Consider the following 17,955-nt stretch of genomic DNA (forward strand, 5'->3'; position numbering starts at 1 on the left):
TGTATCATAACCGAACATGTTAATATAATAAATAATATATTTTAGATTAATAATTAACCAGCACAGGTAATGGCATGTTTTTGCTGTTACCTGTTTTGTATAAAGGCAATGTGGTGCGGGTTATTTTTCAACGGTAATATTTTTTCAGGATGTACAGGAATTACTTGCTCATTGCGTGGCGTAATCTTATCAGATACAAGTATTATACATTGATCAATATAGCAGGCTTGTCTATTGGCCTGGCTGCCTGCTGGCTGTTGCTGTTATATGTTTTACAGGAAAGCAGCTACGATAATTTTTATCCGCATGCCAACCGTATTTACCGGGCCGTGAATCATGCTACCTGGTCTGGTGGCAATCTTAAACTGGCTTCTACCTCGGCGCCTTTTGCAGCGGTGTTGAAGCAGGATTATCCGGAGATAGAAAGTATTACGCGGGTACTGCCGGATGGCGGTGCATTATTGAAATATGGTGAAAAGAATGTGCAGGTAGAAGACATGTTTTTTGTGGACAGTTCTTTTTTTAGTGTCTTCTCTTTCCCGCTGCTGGCGGGCAATGAGGCTACTGCCTTGTCGGACCCACATGCACTGGTACTCACACGCAGCCTGGCGCAACAACTCTTTGGCGATGCAGCTGCTGCTGCCGGTAAAACATTGCAGATGGAAGACGGCATCTCTTACACCGTTGCCGCCGTGATGGAAGACGTGCCCTCCAACTCTCATTTTTCGTTCCGTGCATTGCGCGTATTACCGCCGGGGTACAATGCAGATGGCTGGCAGAATTTCGACGTATATACGTACCTGTTATTACAGGAGGGAGCCGGGGCTAAAGAGCTGGAAAGTAAACTCCCGGCGTTCTTCGAACGATATTTAAAACCACACATGGGCAACGTTACCTATAAGATGGAATTGCAACCGGTGCATGATATCCACCTGCATTCGAACCTGGATTATGAAATTTCTCCCAACGGGAATATCCTGTATATCTATATCTTTCTCTTCATCGGTTTACTTATTCTGCTCATTGCCTGTATCAATTATATGAACCTGGCTACTGCTCGCGCAGCCGGCCGTGTAAAGGAAGTGGGAGTGCGGAAAACAATGGGATCGGGGAGAGATGATATTGCCCGCATGTTCCTCATAGAAGCGATTCTGCTGACGCTGATAGCAGCGGTGGTGGCGCTGATGATTGTGGTTGTAACGTTACCTTATTTCAGTTCCTTTACGGGTACGCACCTGTACATCTGGCAATACGGAATAGCCCGTACATTGGGCGCTATCGGGATGTTGTCGTTATGTGCGGGTTTGCTGGCCGGTATTTATCCTGCTGTATTCATGTCCGGTTTCCGGGTCATCAGTGCGCTGAAAGGTAAGCTGGGTGGCGGTAGCCATGCCGGATTCCGCAAAGGGCTGGTTACGTTCCAGTTTATTATTGCCATTATGCTGGTGGCAAGCACCCTCGTGGCTTATGATCAGATGCAATATGTGATGAAAAAGAACCTTGGTTTCAATAAAGACCAGGTATTATCATTTCATCTCCACAGCGATGAGGTGCGCAACAAGGTCAGGGCGCTGAAAGAGCAGCTGCTCAGCAATCCCCTCATTCAGCAGGTATCGGCGGCAAGCAATCCGATAGGGAAGAATAATATCGGCGGCCACGGATTTTTCTTCGAGAAGAACGGCAGTATCTCCGATGAATCCTATATCGCACAAAACTTTATGATAGATGCAGACTATCTCAAAACAATGGGCATCACCCTGCAGAGTGGGCGCAATTTTTCTGATACCGGTGAAGCAGACAGGAACTACGCTGTGCTGGTGAATGAAACGCTGGTAAAGGCGCTCCACTGGGAACAGCCATTGGGTAAACGACTACAGTTTAAAATAGATGATCAGGGTACAAGGGTAGAACGTGTAGTCGTGGGCGTTATGAATGATTTTCATATCTATTCTCTGCAACATAAAATAGCGCCACTGGTGTTGGAAATGCCACCCTCCCCAAATTTTGAGGATAATATTTATGTTAAGATCAGCCAGAAAGATGTACCTGCTGCGGTGGCATTTATCGGGAAAACCTTTCGCTCATTTGACCCCATACACACTTTCGATTATAGTTTTATAGACGAGAATTTTGCGAAACAATATGCCGGTGAACAAAAGCAGGAATTGATCTTTATGTTATTTGCCATGCTGTCATTATTCATCGCCTGCCTGGGACTCTTTGGCCTGGCTGCTTTTACCGCTATGCAAAGAACGAAGGAAATAGGCGTGCGTAAAACCCTGGGGGCTTCCACCAGCAGTATTGTAAGTATGTTGTCGCAGGATTTTATGAAACTGGTATTGGTCGCCTCCGCATTGGCGTTTCCTTTATCCTGGTGGGTAATGGATCGCTGGCTTAGTCACTTCGCCTATCGTACCGGTATCAGTTTATGGGTGTTTGTACTCACGGGAGGTGGCGTAGCTGTTATTGCACTGGCCACTGTGAGCTTCCATGCGGTGAAAGCAGCAGCGACCAATCCGGCAAAAAGTTTAAGAACTGATTAAATTATACCGTCTGAAAGCAGCGCATACTAATGCTGCCATTCTGTATTTCTTCATACGTAAACTGTATGTCCTCATTTTTGTTGACCAGTCCCAGGGTATAGATCATCGGGAGATAATGCTCGTTGGTAGGGATAGATAATTGCGCTTCCTGTCCAAGGGTATGATAGTTTACCAGGTCGGTAAAGGCGCGTTGTTCCAGCTTCTGTTTCACGGTGGCATCGAAGGAAATAGCCCAGTCGTATGGTTGTGCGTTGTGGCTGAACACTACCTGGTAAAGGTTATGAACAATATTGCCGCTACCCATGATGAGCACACCTTTGCGGCGCAGTGCTTTCAGTTCTGCGGCCAGTTTATAATGATATGCCGGTGGTTGCTGATAATCGATACTGAGTTGATATACCGGAACATCCGCCAGCGGGTACATGTGTTTCAATACCGTCCAGGCGCCATGATCCAGGCCCCAGTGATCATCTTCTATAACCGTGGTTCCTGTAATAAGTTGTTTGGTTTCACGTGCCAGTTCCGGTGCGCCTGGTGCAGGGTATTGTACCTGGAACAGCGCCTCGGGGAATCCGCCAAAGTCGTGAATGGTTTTTGGTTGTGGCGCTACCAGCACATGTGTGCCTTTGGTGAGCCAGTGCGCGGAGATCACCAGTATAGCAGCGGGTTTGTGGGGAAGCGACTTTCCCATTTTTCCCAGTGTACGGGTAAAAGCGTTGTCACTGATACCATTCATAGGATTACCGTGCCCGATAAACATCACAGGCATCTCATCGGTATTTTTAAAATCGGTGGCAATATGATGGAGGTCGTGCAATTCCATGTTAAATATTTTGGGATTTATTTATCTTTGATTTTGGAATTTGAAATACAGCGGAGATTAATAGTTGAAATAAAATCTCAAAATCGAAAATTTATAATGTTAGATAAACTGCCCTGAAAAGTCAGCCAGGGTTATTTTATCCAGTTTATGCAGTAGTGCCCCTTCTACTTCCTGGTATAAATGATCGAGGTGTGTATTAATCTGTTTACCTACCAGGCAATCGGGGTTGGGGCTGTTGCGGCTGTTGCCCAGCAGCGATACCTGTTGCACGGCGTGATAAATATCTGACAGTTTTATCTGCGATGCCGGTTTAGCCAGGGTGGCGCCACCGTTCTTTCCTTCCTTACTCTCTACCAGTCCGTGGTTGCGGAGGTTACTGATTTCTTTGCGCACCAGCACGGGGTTGATATTAATGCTGCCGGCAATAAAGTCGGATGACAGTAATGTCCCGGTTTCCCTGGTCATGAGGGTAAGAATATGCAGTGATATGGGAAAGCGGGCGTTGTTCATTCTGTAATTGACTTTGTTACAGTACAAAAGTACGCCAATTGGGGGGAATGGAAAAATTTATCGTTGTAAAGCAGTTTTACCGGTGGGTAAAGAAATAGATCACGCTGGCGGTAATCAGGAGGAGTATGATGATGACGATCACGCAGCCGTTTTTGTTGGGTCTTTTTATGGCATTGGTAAGGCCGCGGGACTGCAACAGCATTTCCACGTCTTCCTTTGCCTGTAGCAGCTCTATTTTCTCAATGCCGGGCAGTTTGTTGTATTCTGTATAGTAATATTTGACACCGTGGATTTTGCCGTTATCCAGGCAAAGTTTGACCGTTTGTTCTGCAATAGCCTTCCTTGCGGCCACAGGAGCCCGTTTGCCCCTGATGGCTTCACTTTCATTTCCGGCAACCACCCGCAGGCAGTTATTACAGATAACCATTATATTAAATGGATCTTTTTCAGGTATAGTACGAATTGTATCAGTACTGCCGCAATAGGGGCAGGCAGCTTGTAGAATAGCACTCATTAACAGATGGCAGTTTTTAGGATACCATTAATATACGCACAATTGACCAGGATTAAAAAGGATTGACCAAGATTAAAGGATTTGCAGGATTTATAGGATGGGTGTAGAAGATACAAGCAAAGATGTTTGCATAGTTTAACTTATCCGCTTACATCTTATTCACTTAGATCTTCTACACCCATCCTATAAATCCTGCAAATCCTTTAATCCTGGTCATTTCTTCAGTTTGTCCTTAAACGCTTTCTTGAATTTTTCCAGTTTGGGCTTGATTACAAAGGTGCAATAGGGCTGTTTGCCGTTCTGGTTATAGTAGTTCTGATGGTAATCTTCTGCTTCGTAGAAGGTGGTCATGGGCGCTATTTCGGTAACGATAGGTTTATCGTAGGCGCCTGACTCCTGTAATTTGTTTTTATAAAATTCGGCCTTTTGGTGCTGGTCTTCATTGTTGTAGAAGATCACGGAACGGTACTGGGTACCCACGTCATTGCCCTGCCGGTTAAGCTGGGTAGGGTCGTGGCTTACCCAGAATGCCTGTAGCAGCTCTTCATAGCTGATTTTTGTGGTGTCGTAGGTAACCCGGATTACTTCCGCATGACCGGTATTGCCTTCACAAACCTGTTCGTAGGTAGGATTGGGTACTGATCCGCCCGCATATCCCGATTCCACTTTTAGTACACCATCCAGGTACTGAAACTGGGCTTCTGTACACCAGAAGCAGCCCCCGCCGAAGGTGGCCTGTTCTACATTCGTGTTATTTTTTACTTCCATATCACCGGGTACTTTATCTTTTTTATTCTGCGCACAGGCAAAGAGGGCCAATGTGATCAGAAACATGAATATTGAATATTTTCTCATAAAAAATGGAGGAATACAGCTTTTTTTTATATGTATCTGAATATAATACTGTTGCGGTATTGCACGATATCTTTTCATCTTTGACAGGTCTGTATTCCTTATAATTTACGTAATAAATGATGCAAGAGAACGACAAGTTAAGTAACTTTAACATTCTTTTGCCGTTTGTGGGAACCTATGTGGCCCTGAAATCCGTCAAAAAATATACGTCAGCAGCAGCAGGAACAGATATAAAAAGCCGGGAAACCGGATACATTGATAGCATAATGACATCGCCGATGATAAAGAGATAATCAATTTTCCCAGACTCTACTTCTCCGCCATCTTATGGGCGGCGCGTTTAAGCGCCCGATAATTAATCATTTTTACTGGCAACAAACCGTTGTTAAACGATGGTGCCGTTTTATCTTTAAATAAATATCACTTGAAATATTTTCCTGAGTCTGCGTTAATGCAGTTGGAATACGATAAAGTTCAGGCATTGCTGCAAGAGCATTGCAAAACGGAACTAGGTAAGCAGATGGCTATCGACCTCCGGCTGCACACGCATATAGATTACGTTAGAACAGCTTTACAACAGGCACATGAATTCAAACAACTGATCCTGTTGCAGGAATATTTTCCTAACGACTATATTTTAAACCTGAAAACAGAGCTACGTCTCTTATCTATCCAGGGCGCGGTTTTATCTGGCGAACAGGCCATGATGCTGCGCAAACTGGCGGAAAGCATGCATAGTATCGTCCGCTTTTTTGATCATGACCGCCGTATTCAATATGGTGGCCTTTTTGAAGTGATCAAAGATACCCACTACGAAAAGAAGATCACCGCACTGATAGATGAAGTGCTGGATGAAGCCGGACAGGTGCGCGACAATGCCTCTACGGAGCTGTCGAAGATCAGGATCTCCCTGTACCGCAAGCGTACGGAGCTGCGCCGCATGTTTGACCGTATCCTGCAAAAGTTGCAGAAGCTCAACTACCTGGCCGACCAGGAAGAAGCATTTCTGAACGGCCGCAGGGTAGTAGCCATCTATGCAGAAAACAAGCGCATGATCAAAGGCATCATCCACGGTGAATCCGATACCCGCAAAACTGCCTTCCTCGAACCGGACGAAACGATTGCACTCAATAATGATATACAATCGCTGGAAAGAGAAGAAGGCCGTGAGGTGTACCGCATCCTGAAAGCGATGACTGCCTCCCTTAGCAGTTACGCGGGATTGCTCAACGGCTACCACGAAATCCTGGGGACCTTTGATTTTATCCGTGCTAAAGCCAAACTGGCGCTGGACATGGACGCCAACTACCCGATGCTGGTACCACAGGCACAGCTGCACCTCATACAAGCCTATCATCCCCTTCTGTTATTATATAACCGTAAAAGCAACAAGCCAACGATCCCGGTAAACCTGAATCTCGATAAGGATGCGCATATCCTCGTGATCAGCGGACCCAATGCCGGTGGTAAAACGGTGACGTTAAAAACAGTAGGACTGCTACAGCTGATGCTGCAATCCGGTTTGCTGGTACCCGTGCATCCTTCTTCCCAGATGGGCATCTTCAAACAACTGATGATCCACATCGGGGATACACAGTCGCTGGAATTTGAACTGAGTACTTATAGCTCTCACCTGAAGAACATGAAATATTTTATGGAGAACGCCAACGGCAGAACGTTGTTCTTCATAGATGAATTGGGAAGTGGTTCAGATCCGAACCTGGGCGGTGCTTTTGCAGAAGTGATTATGGAAGAACTGGCGAAGAAGCACGCCTTTGGCATTGTAACCACGCACTATCTCAACCTGAAAGTGATGGCCAACAAGGTAAGAGGTATCATCAACGGCGCGATGGGCTTTGATGAAAAGAGCCTGATGCCGATGTATAAGCTGATGGTAGGAAAACCGGGCAGCTCTTACACCTTCTCTATTGCGGAACGTATTGGTCTTGATCCTGCCCTCATTGCGCGTGCTAAAAAGCTCGTGGATGAAGGACACTTCCAGCTGGATAAATTGCTGAACAAGGCAGAACAGGATCTCCAGGTAGTAGAGTCGAAGGAAAAAGAGTTGCAGAAACTGCTGAAAGAAAACGAACGGCTGAAGAAGGAATACGAATTGCTGGCAGATAAAGAGCGGAAGCACCAGCAGGTTACTTTTATGAAATTGCAGAACCAGATCAAGGAAAATGACCTGCAATATCTGAAAGATATGGAACGAAAGTTGAAGCAGATCGTCGTGGAATGGAAGCGTACCGATGATAAAGAACGGGTGATGAAACAGGCTGAGATCCTGTTATTCCGTCGTCGTGAAAAGCAGATAAACGAAAAGATCGACAAAAAAGTAAAAGATAAATTTGAAGAAGTTGGCGGTCAGTGTCAGGTAGGAGACCAGGTAAAGATTGTGAGTAACAGACAGGTAGGCAAGCTGCTGGAGATCCGTGATAAACGGGCTATTGTGCAGCTGGGAAATATCCCTATCAATGTGAAGCTCAGTGACCTGGTGGTGGTGCAGGAGAAGCCAAAAGAAACAGTAGATTGATCACCTTACAAACCCGATTTTAAATGGAAGTAGCAAAATACGGAAGTGTTGCAGGCATTCCTGTTTACCGGTTAGAGGATTGTGTAGGAGGTTCGCCGTTTTTCATTGGAAAAATGAAAGGCTGTGAACAGGCAGTAGAAAAATTAGGGATACCCCACCGTCATAATGGATATAGTATTGACATATTGATTAAAGGCACCATCCGGCAGTCGATTGATTTTAAACAATATGAAGTGAGTGCGCCGGCTATCATGCTGATGGAACCTGACCAGGTGCATCAGCATGAGATGGAAACGGAAACAGAAATGATCAATATTTATTTCTCTCCCGATTTCCTGATACCTGAAATGCAGGGCGTAGTAAGCTGTTGGCGCTGTGTGTTCAGCTCCGGCCTCATTCCGTTGAATGAGGAGCAGATGGATGAAGTGATGTCGTATGCAAGTCTTATTACAAAGGAGTACGACAGCAATAAGCTGCGCCGCGATGCGGTGATCCGCAACCTGCTGAATGCTTTTGTGATTGCCTGCGGACGTATTTCTGAACCCTCCTCCGGCTGGCTCAATGCGGAGAATTCGCAGTACAATATGGCGAGACAGTTTAAGGTACTGGTAGATAAACATTATCATGAGAAACCACAGGTGGCCGACTATGCAGAAATGCTTTTTGTAACACCCGGACATTTGAACGATACAGTAAAAGGTTTGCTGGGACGGAATGCCAAATATGTGATTGATGAAAAACGCATCATGGAAGCAAAGCGGCTGCTGTATTGGGGTGAGCACTCTATCAAGCAGATAGCAGGGCGATTGAATTTTGAGGATGATGCCTACTTTAACCGCTTCTTTAAGAAGCATACCGGACTGACCCCGGCATCATTTCAAAAGACTACCCGTGAAAAGTACAATTAATCCCGTAATAATTTAAACGTCCGTTAATATTATTGTTATACTTTTGCATCGTTGTCAATTAATGATGTTGCCCGTACATCATTCAAAATTTGAAAACCATGATAGTGTTTTAGCGGAAAGCCGCAATATCTTTTCTTGCATTTATTTTTTTACAGTAGTAACTTATTGCTGTGCTCATACGTATAATGTGCTGTAACATTATGCGTGGCCCGGAGCCATAGCATTTACTACCTGTACTTTCACACCCGATTGCTGTTACATAAGCTGCTGCTGCGAAGCGACATGAGCTGTTTTGTCTTCTCTTGTCCCGTCTTCGTACCAGGGAAGGTGACTTTATTGTTAGCATGATTTAAAAAAAGAAGTATGAAACCATTGAAATCAATTTTCGCAAACTTGCCGGCAGGCTTAATTTATAGTGTTATTGTTCTCGCAGTGCTGTCTGGCTGTGGTACTACCCAGGCCAAAAATGATGGCCCGCAGGCGGCTCTTTTGCCGGTGATCAAAGTAGGTGAATTGCCTGCCACTACTTACCGTGAATACAGCGCAACGCTGGAAGGCCGTGTGAACGTGGAAATACGCGCACAGGTAGAAGGAATACTGGATAAGATCTATATAGATGAAGGCGCTTATGTAAAAAAGGGACAGCCTTTATTTAAAATCAATGACCGCGTATACAGTGAATTAAAAGGGAATGCCAATGCATCTTTACTGGCTGCAAAAGCTAACCTGGATAAAGCACAGGTAGAAGTGGACAGGATCACACCACTGGTCGCTAATAATGTGGTATCAGACGTACAGCTGAAAACTGCACAGGCAGCCTATCAGGCCGCCAAAGCCGCTGTGGCGCAAGCACAGGCGCAGGTGGGCAGTGCAGGCATCAACGTAGGTTATACCCTGATCACGGCACCCGTGAGTGGTTATATAGGTAGGATTCCTTACAAAGAAGGCGCGTTGGTAGGAAGGGCAGAACCACAACCACTTACTTTATTGTCTGATGTAAGCGAAGTGTATGCTTACTTCTCTATGAGTGAAGCCGACTTCCTGCAATTCAAGAATGAAACATCCGGCAACACCATTGCTGATAAAGTGAAACAACTGCCGCAGATAGAACTGAAACTGGCAGACAACAGCATCTATCCTGAAAAAGGAAAGGTAGAAACCATGGAAGGTCAGTTTGATAAAACGATGGGCGCTATCAGCTTCCGTGCTGCATTCCCGAATGCCTCCGGCCTGCTGCGTTCCGGTAATACCGGTAAGATCCGCATCCCTGAAGTGTTTTCGAAGGCCATCGTTGTTCCAACGGAAGCTACCTACGAGTTGCAGGATAAAATAATGGTGTTTGTTGTGGCAGACAGTAATAAAGTAACAGGTATTCCTATTACGATAGCTGGTAAAAGCGGTAACTACTATTTTGTGGAGACAGGCGTAAAAGCCGGTCAGCAAATAGTGTATTCCGGTCTTGACCGTCTGCATGATGGTGTGGTGATTGCACCGCAGCACATTTCACTCGACAGCCTGCTGAAAGTAAGACCTCTTTAATTTTTTCACGCAAAGCATACTATTTGTGTTGTTGCGCGGCGGAAAAAAAATCTATTACGGCATCTAATTGATGACGCTTAAATTCTAATGCTTTTATGTTCAAGAAATTCATAGAACGGCCCGTATTGGCTACCGTTATATCCATCATACTGGTTTTACTGGGGATACTGGCGCTCGTAACGCTTCCCATGAGCCAGTTCCCGGAAATCGCGCCACCCAGTGTGTCCGTGACCGCATCCTATCCGGGTGCCAATGCCGAAGTTGTGGCACGTTCTGTTGCCACACCCATTGAAGAAGCGGTGAATGGTGTGGAGAACATGACTTACATGACCTCTACTTCCAATAACGATGGCTCCATGTCACTCACCATTTATTTTCACCTGGGTACAGACCCTGATCTGGCAGCGGTGAATGTGCAGAACCGGGTGGCCAAAGCCACCAGTCTCCTACCTGCGGAAGTAGTGCAGGCCGGTATCAGCACACAGAAAGTGCAGAACAGTATGATCATGGTGGTGAACCTGATGAGTGATAAACCTGCATACGATGAAACATTCCTGCAGAACTACGCCAAGATCAATATCATTCCTGAAATCCAGCGTGTAAAAGGTGTTGGTCAGGCAATGGTATTCGGCGCCAAGGATTATTCCATGCGTATCTGGCTGAAGCCCGACAGGCTCACAGCATATAATATGTCTCCCCAGGAAGTATTGGGCGCTATCCGCGACCAGAACCTGGAAGCAGCACCCGGCCGTTTTGGTGAAGGCAGCAAGGAGTCTTTTGAGTATGTGATCAAATACAAAGGGAAACTGAATAAAGACGAACAGTACGAAAATATTATCCTGCGCGCCAATGCCGACGGATCCGTACTGCGCCTGAAAGATGTAGCCCGCGTAGAATTTGGTTCCTTTACCTATGGCAGTGATACCAAAGTAAATGGTAAATACGGTATAGGTATCGCGATCAATCAGACCGCAGGTTCCAACGCGAATGAAATACAGGAAACGATCAATGCGCTGATGAAGAAATCGGCCGCTACTTTTCCTTCCGGTGTGGAATACTTCAATATTTACAGCACCAAAGAATACCTGGACGAATCTATTGACCAGGTGAAACATACGCTGATAGAAGCTTTCATCCTGGTGTTCATCGTTGTGTTCATCTTTTTGCAGGATTTCAGGTCTACCCTGATCCCGGCGATAGCTGTGCCTGTGGCGATTATCGGTACCTTCTTCTTTATGAAGTTATTTGGATTCTCTATTAACCTGCTCACCTTGTTTGCATTGATCCTGGCTATCGGTATAGTGGTGGATGATGCGATTGTGGTGGTGGAGGCCGTCCATTCCAAAATGGAGAAGGGCGTGAATCCGCGTATAGCTACCTTGTCATCCATGCAGGAAATTTCCGGCGCCATTATCTCCATTACGTTGGTGATGTCTGCGGTGTTTATCCCGGTAGGCTTTATGACGGGGCCGGCGGGTGTATTTTACCGGCAGTTTGCTTTTACGCTGGCTATTGCCATCCTGATCTCCGCATTGAATGCATTGACGCTCAGTCCTGCTTTGTGCGCACTGTTGCTGAAGAGTAACCATGTGGGTGGTCCGGGGCATAAAGAAGATGCGCCACCAAAAGGTTTTGGTAAACGTTTCTTTACCGCCTTTAATACCGGCTTCAATGCTATGACGAACAAGTATACACGTAGTTTACAATTTCTGATCAAAAGGAAATGGGTGACTATCGGAGGGCTTGTGATCATTGGGCTGGCAACTTTCTGGATGATGCGTAAAACCCCATCCGGCTTTATTCCTACAGAAGATCAGGGCTTTGCGGTATACGCCGTAACCATGCCTCCCGGCTCTTCCCTGGAACGTACCCGCGAGGTAGTAGCCAAGGTAGAACACATTGTGAAAGACCTGGAGTCTACCAGCTCTTACCTCAGTGTATCCGGTTTTAACTTTCTGTCAAACTCCAGCAGTGCTACATCGGGTGTAGGTTTTATAAAACTGAAACCGCATGCTGACCGTGGTAAGCTGAAGGATATGGATAAGATCATGGGCATGTTGCAGGGTAAACTGGCAGCTATACCAGAAGCCAGCATCTTTGTATTCAATATGCCTACCGTTCCTGGATTCAGTAATGTGGCCGGCTTTGAAGTGGTATTACAGGATCGTACCGGTGGTACCCTGGATAAACTGGGCGGAACAGCGTATGGATTTATCGGTGAGCTGATGAAGCGCAAAGAGATAGCGTTTGCCTTTACTACTTTCAACAATGGCCATCCGCAATATGAAATAGAGATAGATGACCGCAAAGCAAAGCAACTGGGTATTCCGGTTAGTGATGTACTGCAAACCATGCAGGTATACTACGGCAGTATGTTTGCGTCTGACTTCAACCGCTTTGGTAAATACTACCGGGTGATTGTGCAGGCGGATGCAGACCTGCGTAAAGAACCTTCATCACTGGAAGGGGTATACGTAAAGAACCAGCATGGCGAAATGGTGCCTATCAATACAATAGTATCACTGAAACGGGTATACGGACCAGAAACCGTGACACGTAATAACCTCTTTAATGCGGTAACGATTAATGGTCAGGCCAAGCCCGGCTATAGTAGTGGTGACGCCATTAAAGCGGTAGAAGAAGTGGCAGCACAGTACCTGCCGAGAGGGTACACCTACGAATGGGTAGGGATGACGAAGGAAGAAATCAGTGCCGGTAACCAGGCGGTGATCATCTTCTCACTGTGTCTCATATTTGTATACTTCCTGCTGGCGGCACAATATGAAAGTTATATCCTGCCATTGGCGGTGATCCTTTCTATTCCGTTGGGAATCTTTGGTGTATTTGTATTCATCAACCTGTTTGGTATCGACAACAACATCTATGTACAGGTAGGGTTGATCATGCTCATTGGTTTGCTGGCGAAGAACGCCATCCTGATCGTGGAGTATGCGGTGCAGCGGCGGCGTAGTGGAATGGGACTGGTGGCTTCGGCCATCCGTGCGGCCCGCCTGCGTTTGCGCCCTATCCTGATGACATCCTTCGCTTTCATTGCGGGTTTATTGCCGCTGATGCGTGCTACAGGTTCATCGGCATTGGGTAACCGCTCTATCAGTACCGGTGCTGCCGGTGGGATGTTGACGGGTGTGGTATTGGGTGTTTTTGTGATACCGGTGTTGTTTGTGATCTTCCAGTATCTCCAGGAAAAGATCCAGCGTAAACCGATGATGGTGAGTGCTGAAGCAGAAGAAGAGGCACTGGTGCACTAATGCGACCAGTCAATAATATTATCAGAATCAGAAATAATACAAATGAAAACAAGATATAGCATATTTCATTTTTTGTTGTTGTCCTTAGTTGTAGGTGTAGCAGCATGCCGGGTTGGTCGCAATTATGAGCGGCCCCCGGTGGCGCTGCCCGCACAATTCGGCAACACTGCTCCATCCGATAGCAGTATAGCAGAAATGGAATGGAAAAGATTTTTTACCGATGCTACCCTGCAACAGCTGATAGAGAAGGCCCTTACCGGCAACTATGATCTGCAGCTGGCAGTAAAGCGTGTAGAAGCATCACAATCTTACCTGAAACAGGCGAAAGTGGCGTGGTTGCCGGCTTTTACGGCGCAGGTAAGTGCCAATACAAACTTCCCTTCCAAGAATAGTTTTAATGGCATGAACCTCAGTCAGTTTAATTTCGGGGATCATGTGGAAGATTATAACCTCGGTGTTGGGATGTCATGGGAGATAGACGTATGGGGAAAGATCCGTCGTCAGAAAGAGGCTGCACTGGCCACTTATCTGCAGACCTATGAAGGCCAGCGTACAGTACAGACCGGATTGGTAGCGGCTATTTCCAACAGCTATTTCAATCTGCTGATGCTGGACAACCAGCTGAGCATCGCAAAAAGGAATGTGTCGCTCAGTGATACGATTGTGCAAATGATCCGTTTACAGAAGGCAGCCGGTGATGTGACAGAACTGGCGGTACAACAGGCGATCTCACAAAAACAAACGGCCGAATTACTGGTACCGCAACTGGAACAGGGCACCGCTATCCAGGAAAATGCGATCCGTATATTAACCGGCGATCTACCGGGAACGGTTACACGGAGTAGTGCGTTGCACGACTTCCAGGTGGGGGATGTTTTACCTACCGGTATTCCCGCAGCCATGGTGAGCCGCCGTCCTGATGTACGTGCCAGCGAAATGGGCCTGGAAGCCGCCAACGCAGCCGTAGGTGTGGCACAGGGAAGCATGTACCCGGCATTGAATATCACCGCCAACGGAGGCGTTAATTCATTTAAAGCGAGCAACTGGTTCAACCTGCCGGCCTCTTTGTTTGGTACGGTAGCGGGCAGCATAGCCCAACCCATTTTCCAGCGCCGTGCATTAAAAACACAGCTGGAAGTAGCTAAAATACAGCGGGAACAGGCAGTGATTGAATTCAAGCAATCCACACTTACAGCAGTAGGAGAGGTGAGTGATGCACTCGTGAGGCTGGATAAACTCAAATCACAACAGGCGATTGCCAACCAGCAGGTAGGCACCACGCAACTGGCCGTACAGCAGGCACAGTTGCTGTTCCGCAGCGGCATGGCCAATTACCTGGAAGTAATTACAGCGCAGTCACGCGCACTGCAAGCTGAATTGGGACAATCAGATATTGACCGGCAGCGTTTAAGCGCCATGGTAGAGCTGTATCGTTCCCTTGGTGGTGGATGGAAATAAAAGCGGGATTTATTTGATTTATATAATCAGCCTGATTGGTGGAGGTTAAAACGGATTAAGATGTTATTCTTGGTTCCGGTCTTCATTAATCAGGCTGATTTAATTACTCCTTATCCGCTATAGTGGCTGATCTGCATTATTTTTTCCGAAATATTTTTTTATTTTGATTTCCTTTTATACTTTTGCGCTCCTGGAGAGTTGGCAGAGCGGTCGATTGCGGCAGTCTTGAAAACTGTTGACTGTAACAGGTCCCGGGGTTCGAATCCCTGACTCTCCGCAAAAAGCGACACAAAATTCAATAATGGATTTTGTGTCGCTTTTTCATTTTTAAGATGGTGTGGTTGGGCTGTTTTTAATTTGAATGGTGCATTCGATAGGACATTCTTATGAATATACCTTTAAGATTTTTCCTTGTACCGCACCTTCAACACTTAAAATATAGGCGTTCACAACCTTTTTCATAGGTACAAGGTTATATCCGGGAAAAAATTCTCCGTACCGTTCTTTACTATCTTCAACAAGGCCTGGACTCACTGCATTAATTCTTTTACCTTCCTTAAGCTCTTGCGAAGCTGCCAATACAAAGCTATTAATTGCGCCGTTTATCATTGCGACTGCAGCGCCGTTACGGGCCGGATGAACGGCAGCTATACCTGTTGTTAAGGTAATCGAACCCTCAGGGCTTAAAAAGTCTTTCCCTAAAAGAACCAGGTTTATTTGACCCAATAGCTTCCCTTTAATTCCCGGCATTAAATCTTCTTGTGTCATTCCGTAGAAAGGACCATAATATCCCGTTCCGGCCGTACAAATAATAGCATCCACCTTACCGGTTTTTTTAAACATTTCAAGAATAGACGATGGTGAAGAAATGTCAACATTAACATCTCCGGTATTTCTTCCACCACTTTGGATTCGATTTTAAGCTTGGCAAAGGTTTCAAAATCTGTAGATAAAAAAGTGGGGTCATTTATGTCTGGAGCCTCTGGTGGGAAACGGAATAACATACTAGAGATTGAGGATTAATTTCAGTGCATTAAATTTAATGAAATTATTTGAGAACATAACTGATCTAAATAATACATAAATTGTGCAGCTAAGCCCTTAAATTATATGCTTAATTTCAAAATTATCAGTCCTGCATTTTTTTGCACTATTAGTATTGGCGCCCTTGTGCTTTTGGGAAGTTGTAAAAAGACTCATGATAAAGCCCAGGAAAAAAGAGTGAAAGAAGGCGCAACACTAGAAGTTGGGCTTGTTTTGCCAGAAATAAGAACCACTCAAAATGACACGGTAAAACTTGCACTTTACCCACATGCCCGTTTTTTCTTTATCGATCTTGGATTAAAGAATAGTGATGGATATATCGATCTCATCAAAAAAGCGAATAAAGCAGATGTTCCGGTAAGAGTGAAAGTCTACGAAGATAATCAGGCTGAGGTAGCAGAAATATATACGGCAACAAAGGAAGACATTGAAAGATATAGAAATCAACAATAGTAAATATTACTAAGGAATAATTACCAGTCTTTTTCCTTCGAGATCATTTCTTAGCCAGGCTTTTTCTATATCGGCGAGTCGCACTTTTTCAATGTCCATGTGTAGCTTGTTTTCTTTTATCCAGTCCCACACCTGCATCATACCTGCTGAAATTTCTTCGGGAGAAATTTTGCCTGCACCAGATAATTCAAGGCCTGAGGTCCGCAACATCTCACCTTTAATATTGGCAACTGAACCTGCTTTCTCGCCTATGCTTACGTAGCGTATACGTTTCCTGGCGACCCCCATACTCTTTGGGACAAAGGATTGCATCAGTATTTCGGCAGGGTGTCCCCAAAGGAAATCAATAACGACATCATAGCCCTTTTCTCCTCCTTCTTTTTCAAATGCATCTAAAAGGTTTTCATCGGATTGTTTTAGATCGATAACTGCATCTGCACCTAAACTTTTTATTAATTTGAGTGATGTTTCATTTCTTCCTGTACCTATAATCCGTCCTGCGCCCAATAATTTAGCTATTTGGATGGCCATTCTTCCGGAAACCCCTGTTGCTCCGTTTATCAAAACTGTTTCTCCCTTATTAAGCTTCACGGTATTTTTAAATGGCAGGAGAGAAGTCAGTGCTGAAGGGGGGATAGCCGCCGCGATCTCCGCATCAATCCCATCGGGAATGGGCGTAAAATTTTTTGCAACAGCTTTTTCTGCGAATGAACCGTAGGGTGACCACATGATGCTAAAACCTATTAATTTGCCATCAGGCGTCATACCTATTCCTCTATGCCCCACAACGGCTGGAAATTGAGGATACATATTCTTGCTTGAATAATGCTTTCCACCGGCGACCCCTTTTTCAAAGTTTTCGAGTACAACGGCTTTTACATGAACAAGTATTTCATCATTACTGGGAACAGGATCGACAAAATCCTCATAACGCGGTGTTATTCCAAAATTATTTATGACGGCTGCTTTCATAATTTTATTTTTTGACGAATTCAGCAATAATGCAGACCTGAAAGGTTACAAAAGATAAGAAATGAAATTAAAAATGCCAACCTTGCCGGAGTATGCGTACGCAACCTTTAGTATAAGAAAATGAATAAATGAAAAGCGCCAAGAACCAGGCACAACGGACTATAAAAAAAAGTATCCCGCTTTGCGAATAGCGACTGTCTGTGACGTTTGGTAAAACCGAGATACCGGAAATCACCTACTGCCCGGAATAAGAAGATTAAGGAAATCACCAACAGGCCAGCATCTAAATATTGTGGCCGTATGCCTAACGATACCCATCCGGCATGGGCCAGATTGATGACTGCAAAAGCAATCAATCCCAATGCAACCACTAAGGTTGCCAACCTGCCAGGCCGGAATAGTTTCTTCCCATTTCCTTGGGTAGGTATAGCAGCGTCCATTCCCCATTTACCACCAAATACCCAATACAAATGGAGAGCTGCCAGCAAAAGGAAAATAAGGCAATTCAATAATGTTACAATTAATTCCATA

Annotated in this window: 14 protein-coding genes and 1 tRNA gene; 8 read left to right on the top strand and 7 right to left on the bottom strand. The window is 45.4% G+C overall.

Annotated elements, in window-relative coordinates; genetic code table 11:
* The first annotated feature begins 149 nt into the window (after positions 1-149).
* Positions 150-2,543, top strand: a complete 2,394-nt coding sequence (locus tag ABQ275_RS05520; RefSeq protein ID WP_349317276.1) for an ABC transporter permease — start codon at positions 150-152, stop codon at positions 2,541-2,543.
* Position 2,544: 1 nt separating this feature from the next.
* Here ABQ275_RS05520 and ygiD read toward each other — a convergent pair whose 3' ends face one another.
* The 4 genes from ygiD to msrA form a co-directional block, all read right to left on the bottom strand.
* Positions 2,545-3,366 (bottom strand): 4,5-DOPA dioxygenase extradiol, encoded by an 822-nt coding sequence (gene ygiD / locus ABQ275_RS05525; RefSeq protein ID WP_349317277.1) that lies wholly within the window; start codon positions 3,364-3,366, stop codon positions 2,545-2,547.
* Between the two features lie 99 nt (positions 3,367-3,465).
* Complete coding sequence (locus ABQ275_RS05530; protein WP_349317278.1) at positions 3,466-3,876, bottom strand: Rrf2 family transcriptional regulator; 411 nt, start codon at positions 3,874-3,876, stop codon at positions 3,466-3,468.
* A 76-nt stretch (positions 3,877-3,952) separates the two neighbouring features.
* Positions 3,953-4,390 carry a hypothetical protein gene (locus tag ABQ275_RS05535; protein ID WP_349317279.1) on the bottom strand — a complete coding sequence of 146 codons (438 nt, stop codon included), beginning with the start codon at positions 4,388-4,390 and terminating at the stop codon, positions 3,953-3,955.
* Positions 4,391-4,603: 213 nt separating this feature from the next.
* Positions 4,604-5,158 carry a peptide-methionine (S)-S-oxide reductase MsrA gene (msrA, locus tag ABQ275_RS05540; RefSeq protein ID WP_349318786.1) on the bottom strand — a complete coding sequence of 185 codons (555 nt, stop codon included), beginning with the start codon at positions 5,156-5,158 and terminating at the stop codon, positions 4,604-4,606.
* A gap of 511 nt (positions 5,159-5,669) precedes the next feature.
* Here msrA and ABQ275_RS05545 point away from each other — a divergent pair.
* The 6 genes from ABQ275_RS05545 to ABQ275_RS05570 all read left to right on the top strand — a co-directional run bounded on the left by ABQ275_RS05545 (position 5,670) and on the right by ABQ275_RS05570 (position 15,232).
* Complete coding sequence (locus ABQ275_RS05545) at positions 5,670-7,781, top strand: endonuclease MutS2 (protein ID WP_349317280.1); 2,112 nt, start codon at positions 5,670-5,672, stop codon at positions 7,779-7,781.
* A gap of 23 nt (positions 7,782-7,804) precedes the next feature.
* Positions 7,805-8,689 carry a helix-turn-helix domain-containing protein gene (locus ABQ275_RS05550; RefSeq protein ID WP_349317281.1) on the top strand — a complete coding sequence of 295 codons (885 nt, stop codon included), beginning with the start codon at positions 7,805-7,807 and terminating at the stop codon, positions 8,687-8,689.
* A 363-nt stretch (positions 8,690-9,052) separates the two neighbouring features.
* Positions 9,053-10,228, top strand: coding sequence for an efflux RND transporter periplasmic adaptor subunit (locus ABQ275_RS05555; protein ID WP_349317282.1), 1,176 nt, complete (start codon positions 9,053-9,055; stop codon positions 10,226-10,228).
* Between the two features lie 95 nt (positions 10,229-10,323).
* Entirely contained in the window at positions 10,324-13,497 is a 3,174-nt protein-coding gene (locus ABQ275_RS05560; protein ID WP_349317283.1) for an efflux RND transporter permease subunit, read from the top strand.
* 42 nt (positions 13,498-13,539) lie between these two features.
* Positions 13,540-14,955 (top strand): efflux transporter outer membrane subunit, encoded by a 1,416-nt coding sequence (locus ABQ275_RS05565; RefSeq protein WP_349317284.1) that lies wholly within the window; start codon positions 13,540-13,542, stop codon positions 14,953-14,955.
* A gap of 192 nt (positions 14,956-15,147) precedes the next feature.
* A tRNA-Ser gene (locus ABQ275_RS05570) sits at positions 15,148-15,232 on the top strand.
* A 107-nt stretch (positions 15,233-15,339) separates the two neighbouring features.
* Here the strand turns inward: ABQ275_RS05570 and ABQ275_RS05575 are convergent.
* Positions 15,340-15,798 (bottom strand): short chain dehydrogenase, encoded by a 459-nt coding sequence (locus tag ABQ275_RS05575; protein ID WP_349317285.1) that lies wholly within the window; start codon positions 15,796-15,798, stop codon positions 15,340-15,342.
* Positions 15,799-16,065: 267 nt separating this feature from the next.
* Between ABQ275_RS05575 and ABQ275_RS05580 the strand changes: the two genes are divergently transcribed.
* Positions 16,066-16,452 carry a hypothetical protein gene (locus ABQ275_RS05580; protein ID WP_349317286.1) on the top strand — a complete coding sequence of 129 codons (387 nt, stop codon included), beginning with the start codon at positions 16,066-16,068 and terminating at the stop codon, positions 16,450-16,452.
* Positions 16,453-16,461: 9 nt separating this feature from the next.
* Here ABQ275_RS05580 and ABQ275_RS05585 read toward each other — a convergent pair whose 3' ends face one another.
* The gene (locus tag ABQ275_RS05585; RefSeq protein ID WP_349317287.1) at positions 16,462-17,424 is read right to left on the bottom strand and encodes a zinc-binding alcohol dehydrogenase family protein; all 963 of its coding nucleotides are present in this window, start codon (positions 17,422-17,424) and stop codon (positions 16,462-16,464) included.
* Positions 17,425-17,531: 107 nt separating this feature from the next.
* A complete protein-coding gene (locus tag ABQ275_RS05590; protein WP_349317288.1) occupies positions 17,532-17,954 on the bottom strand; it encodes a DUF3995 domain-containing protein in 423 nt (140 codons plus the stop codon).
* Position 17,955: the final 1 nt, after the last annotated feature.

Origin of the sequence: Chitinophaga sp. MM2321, assembly GCF_964033635.1 — a bacterium.
Classification (GTDB): domain Bacteria; phylum Bacteroidota; class Bacteroidia; order Chitinophagales; family Chitinophagaceae; genus Chitinophaga.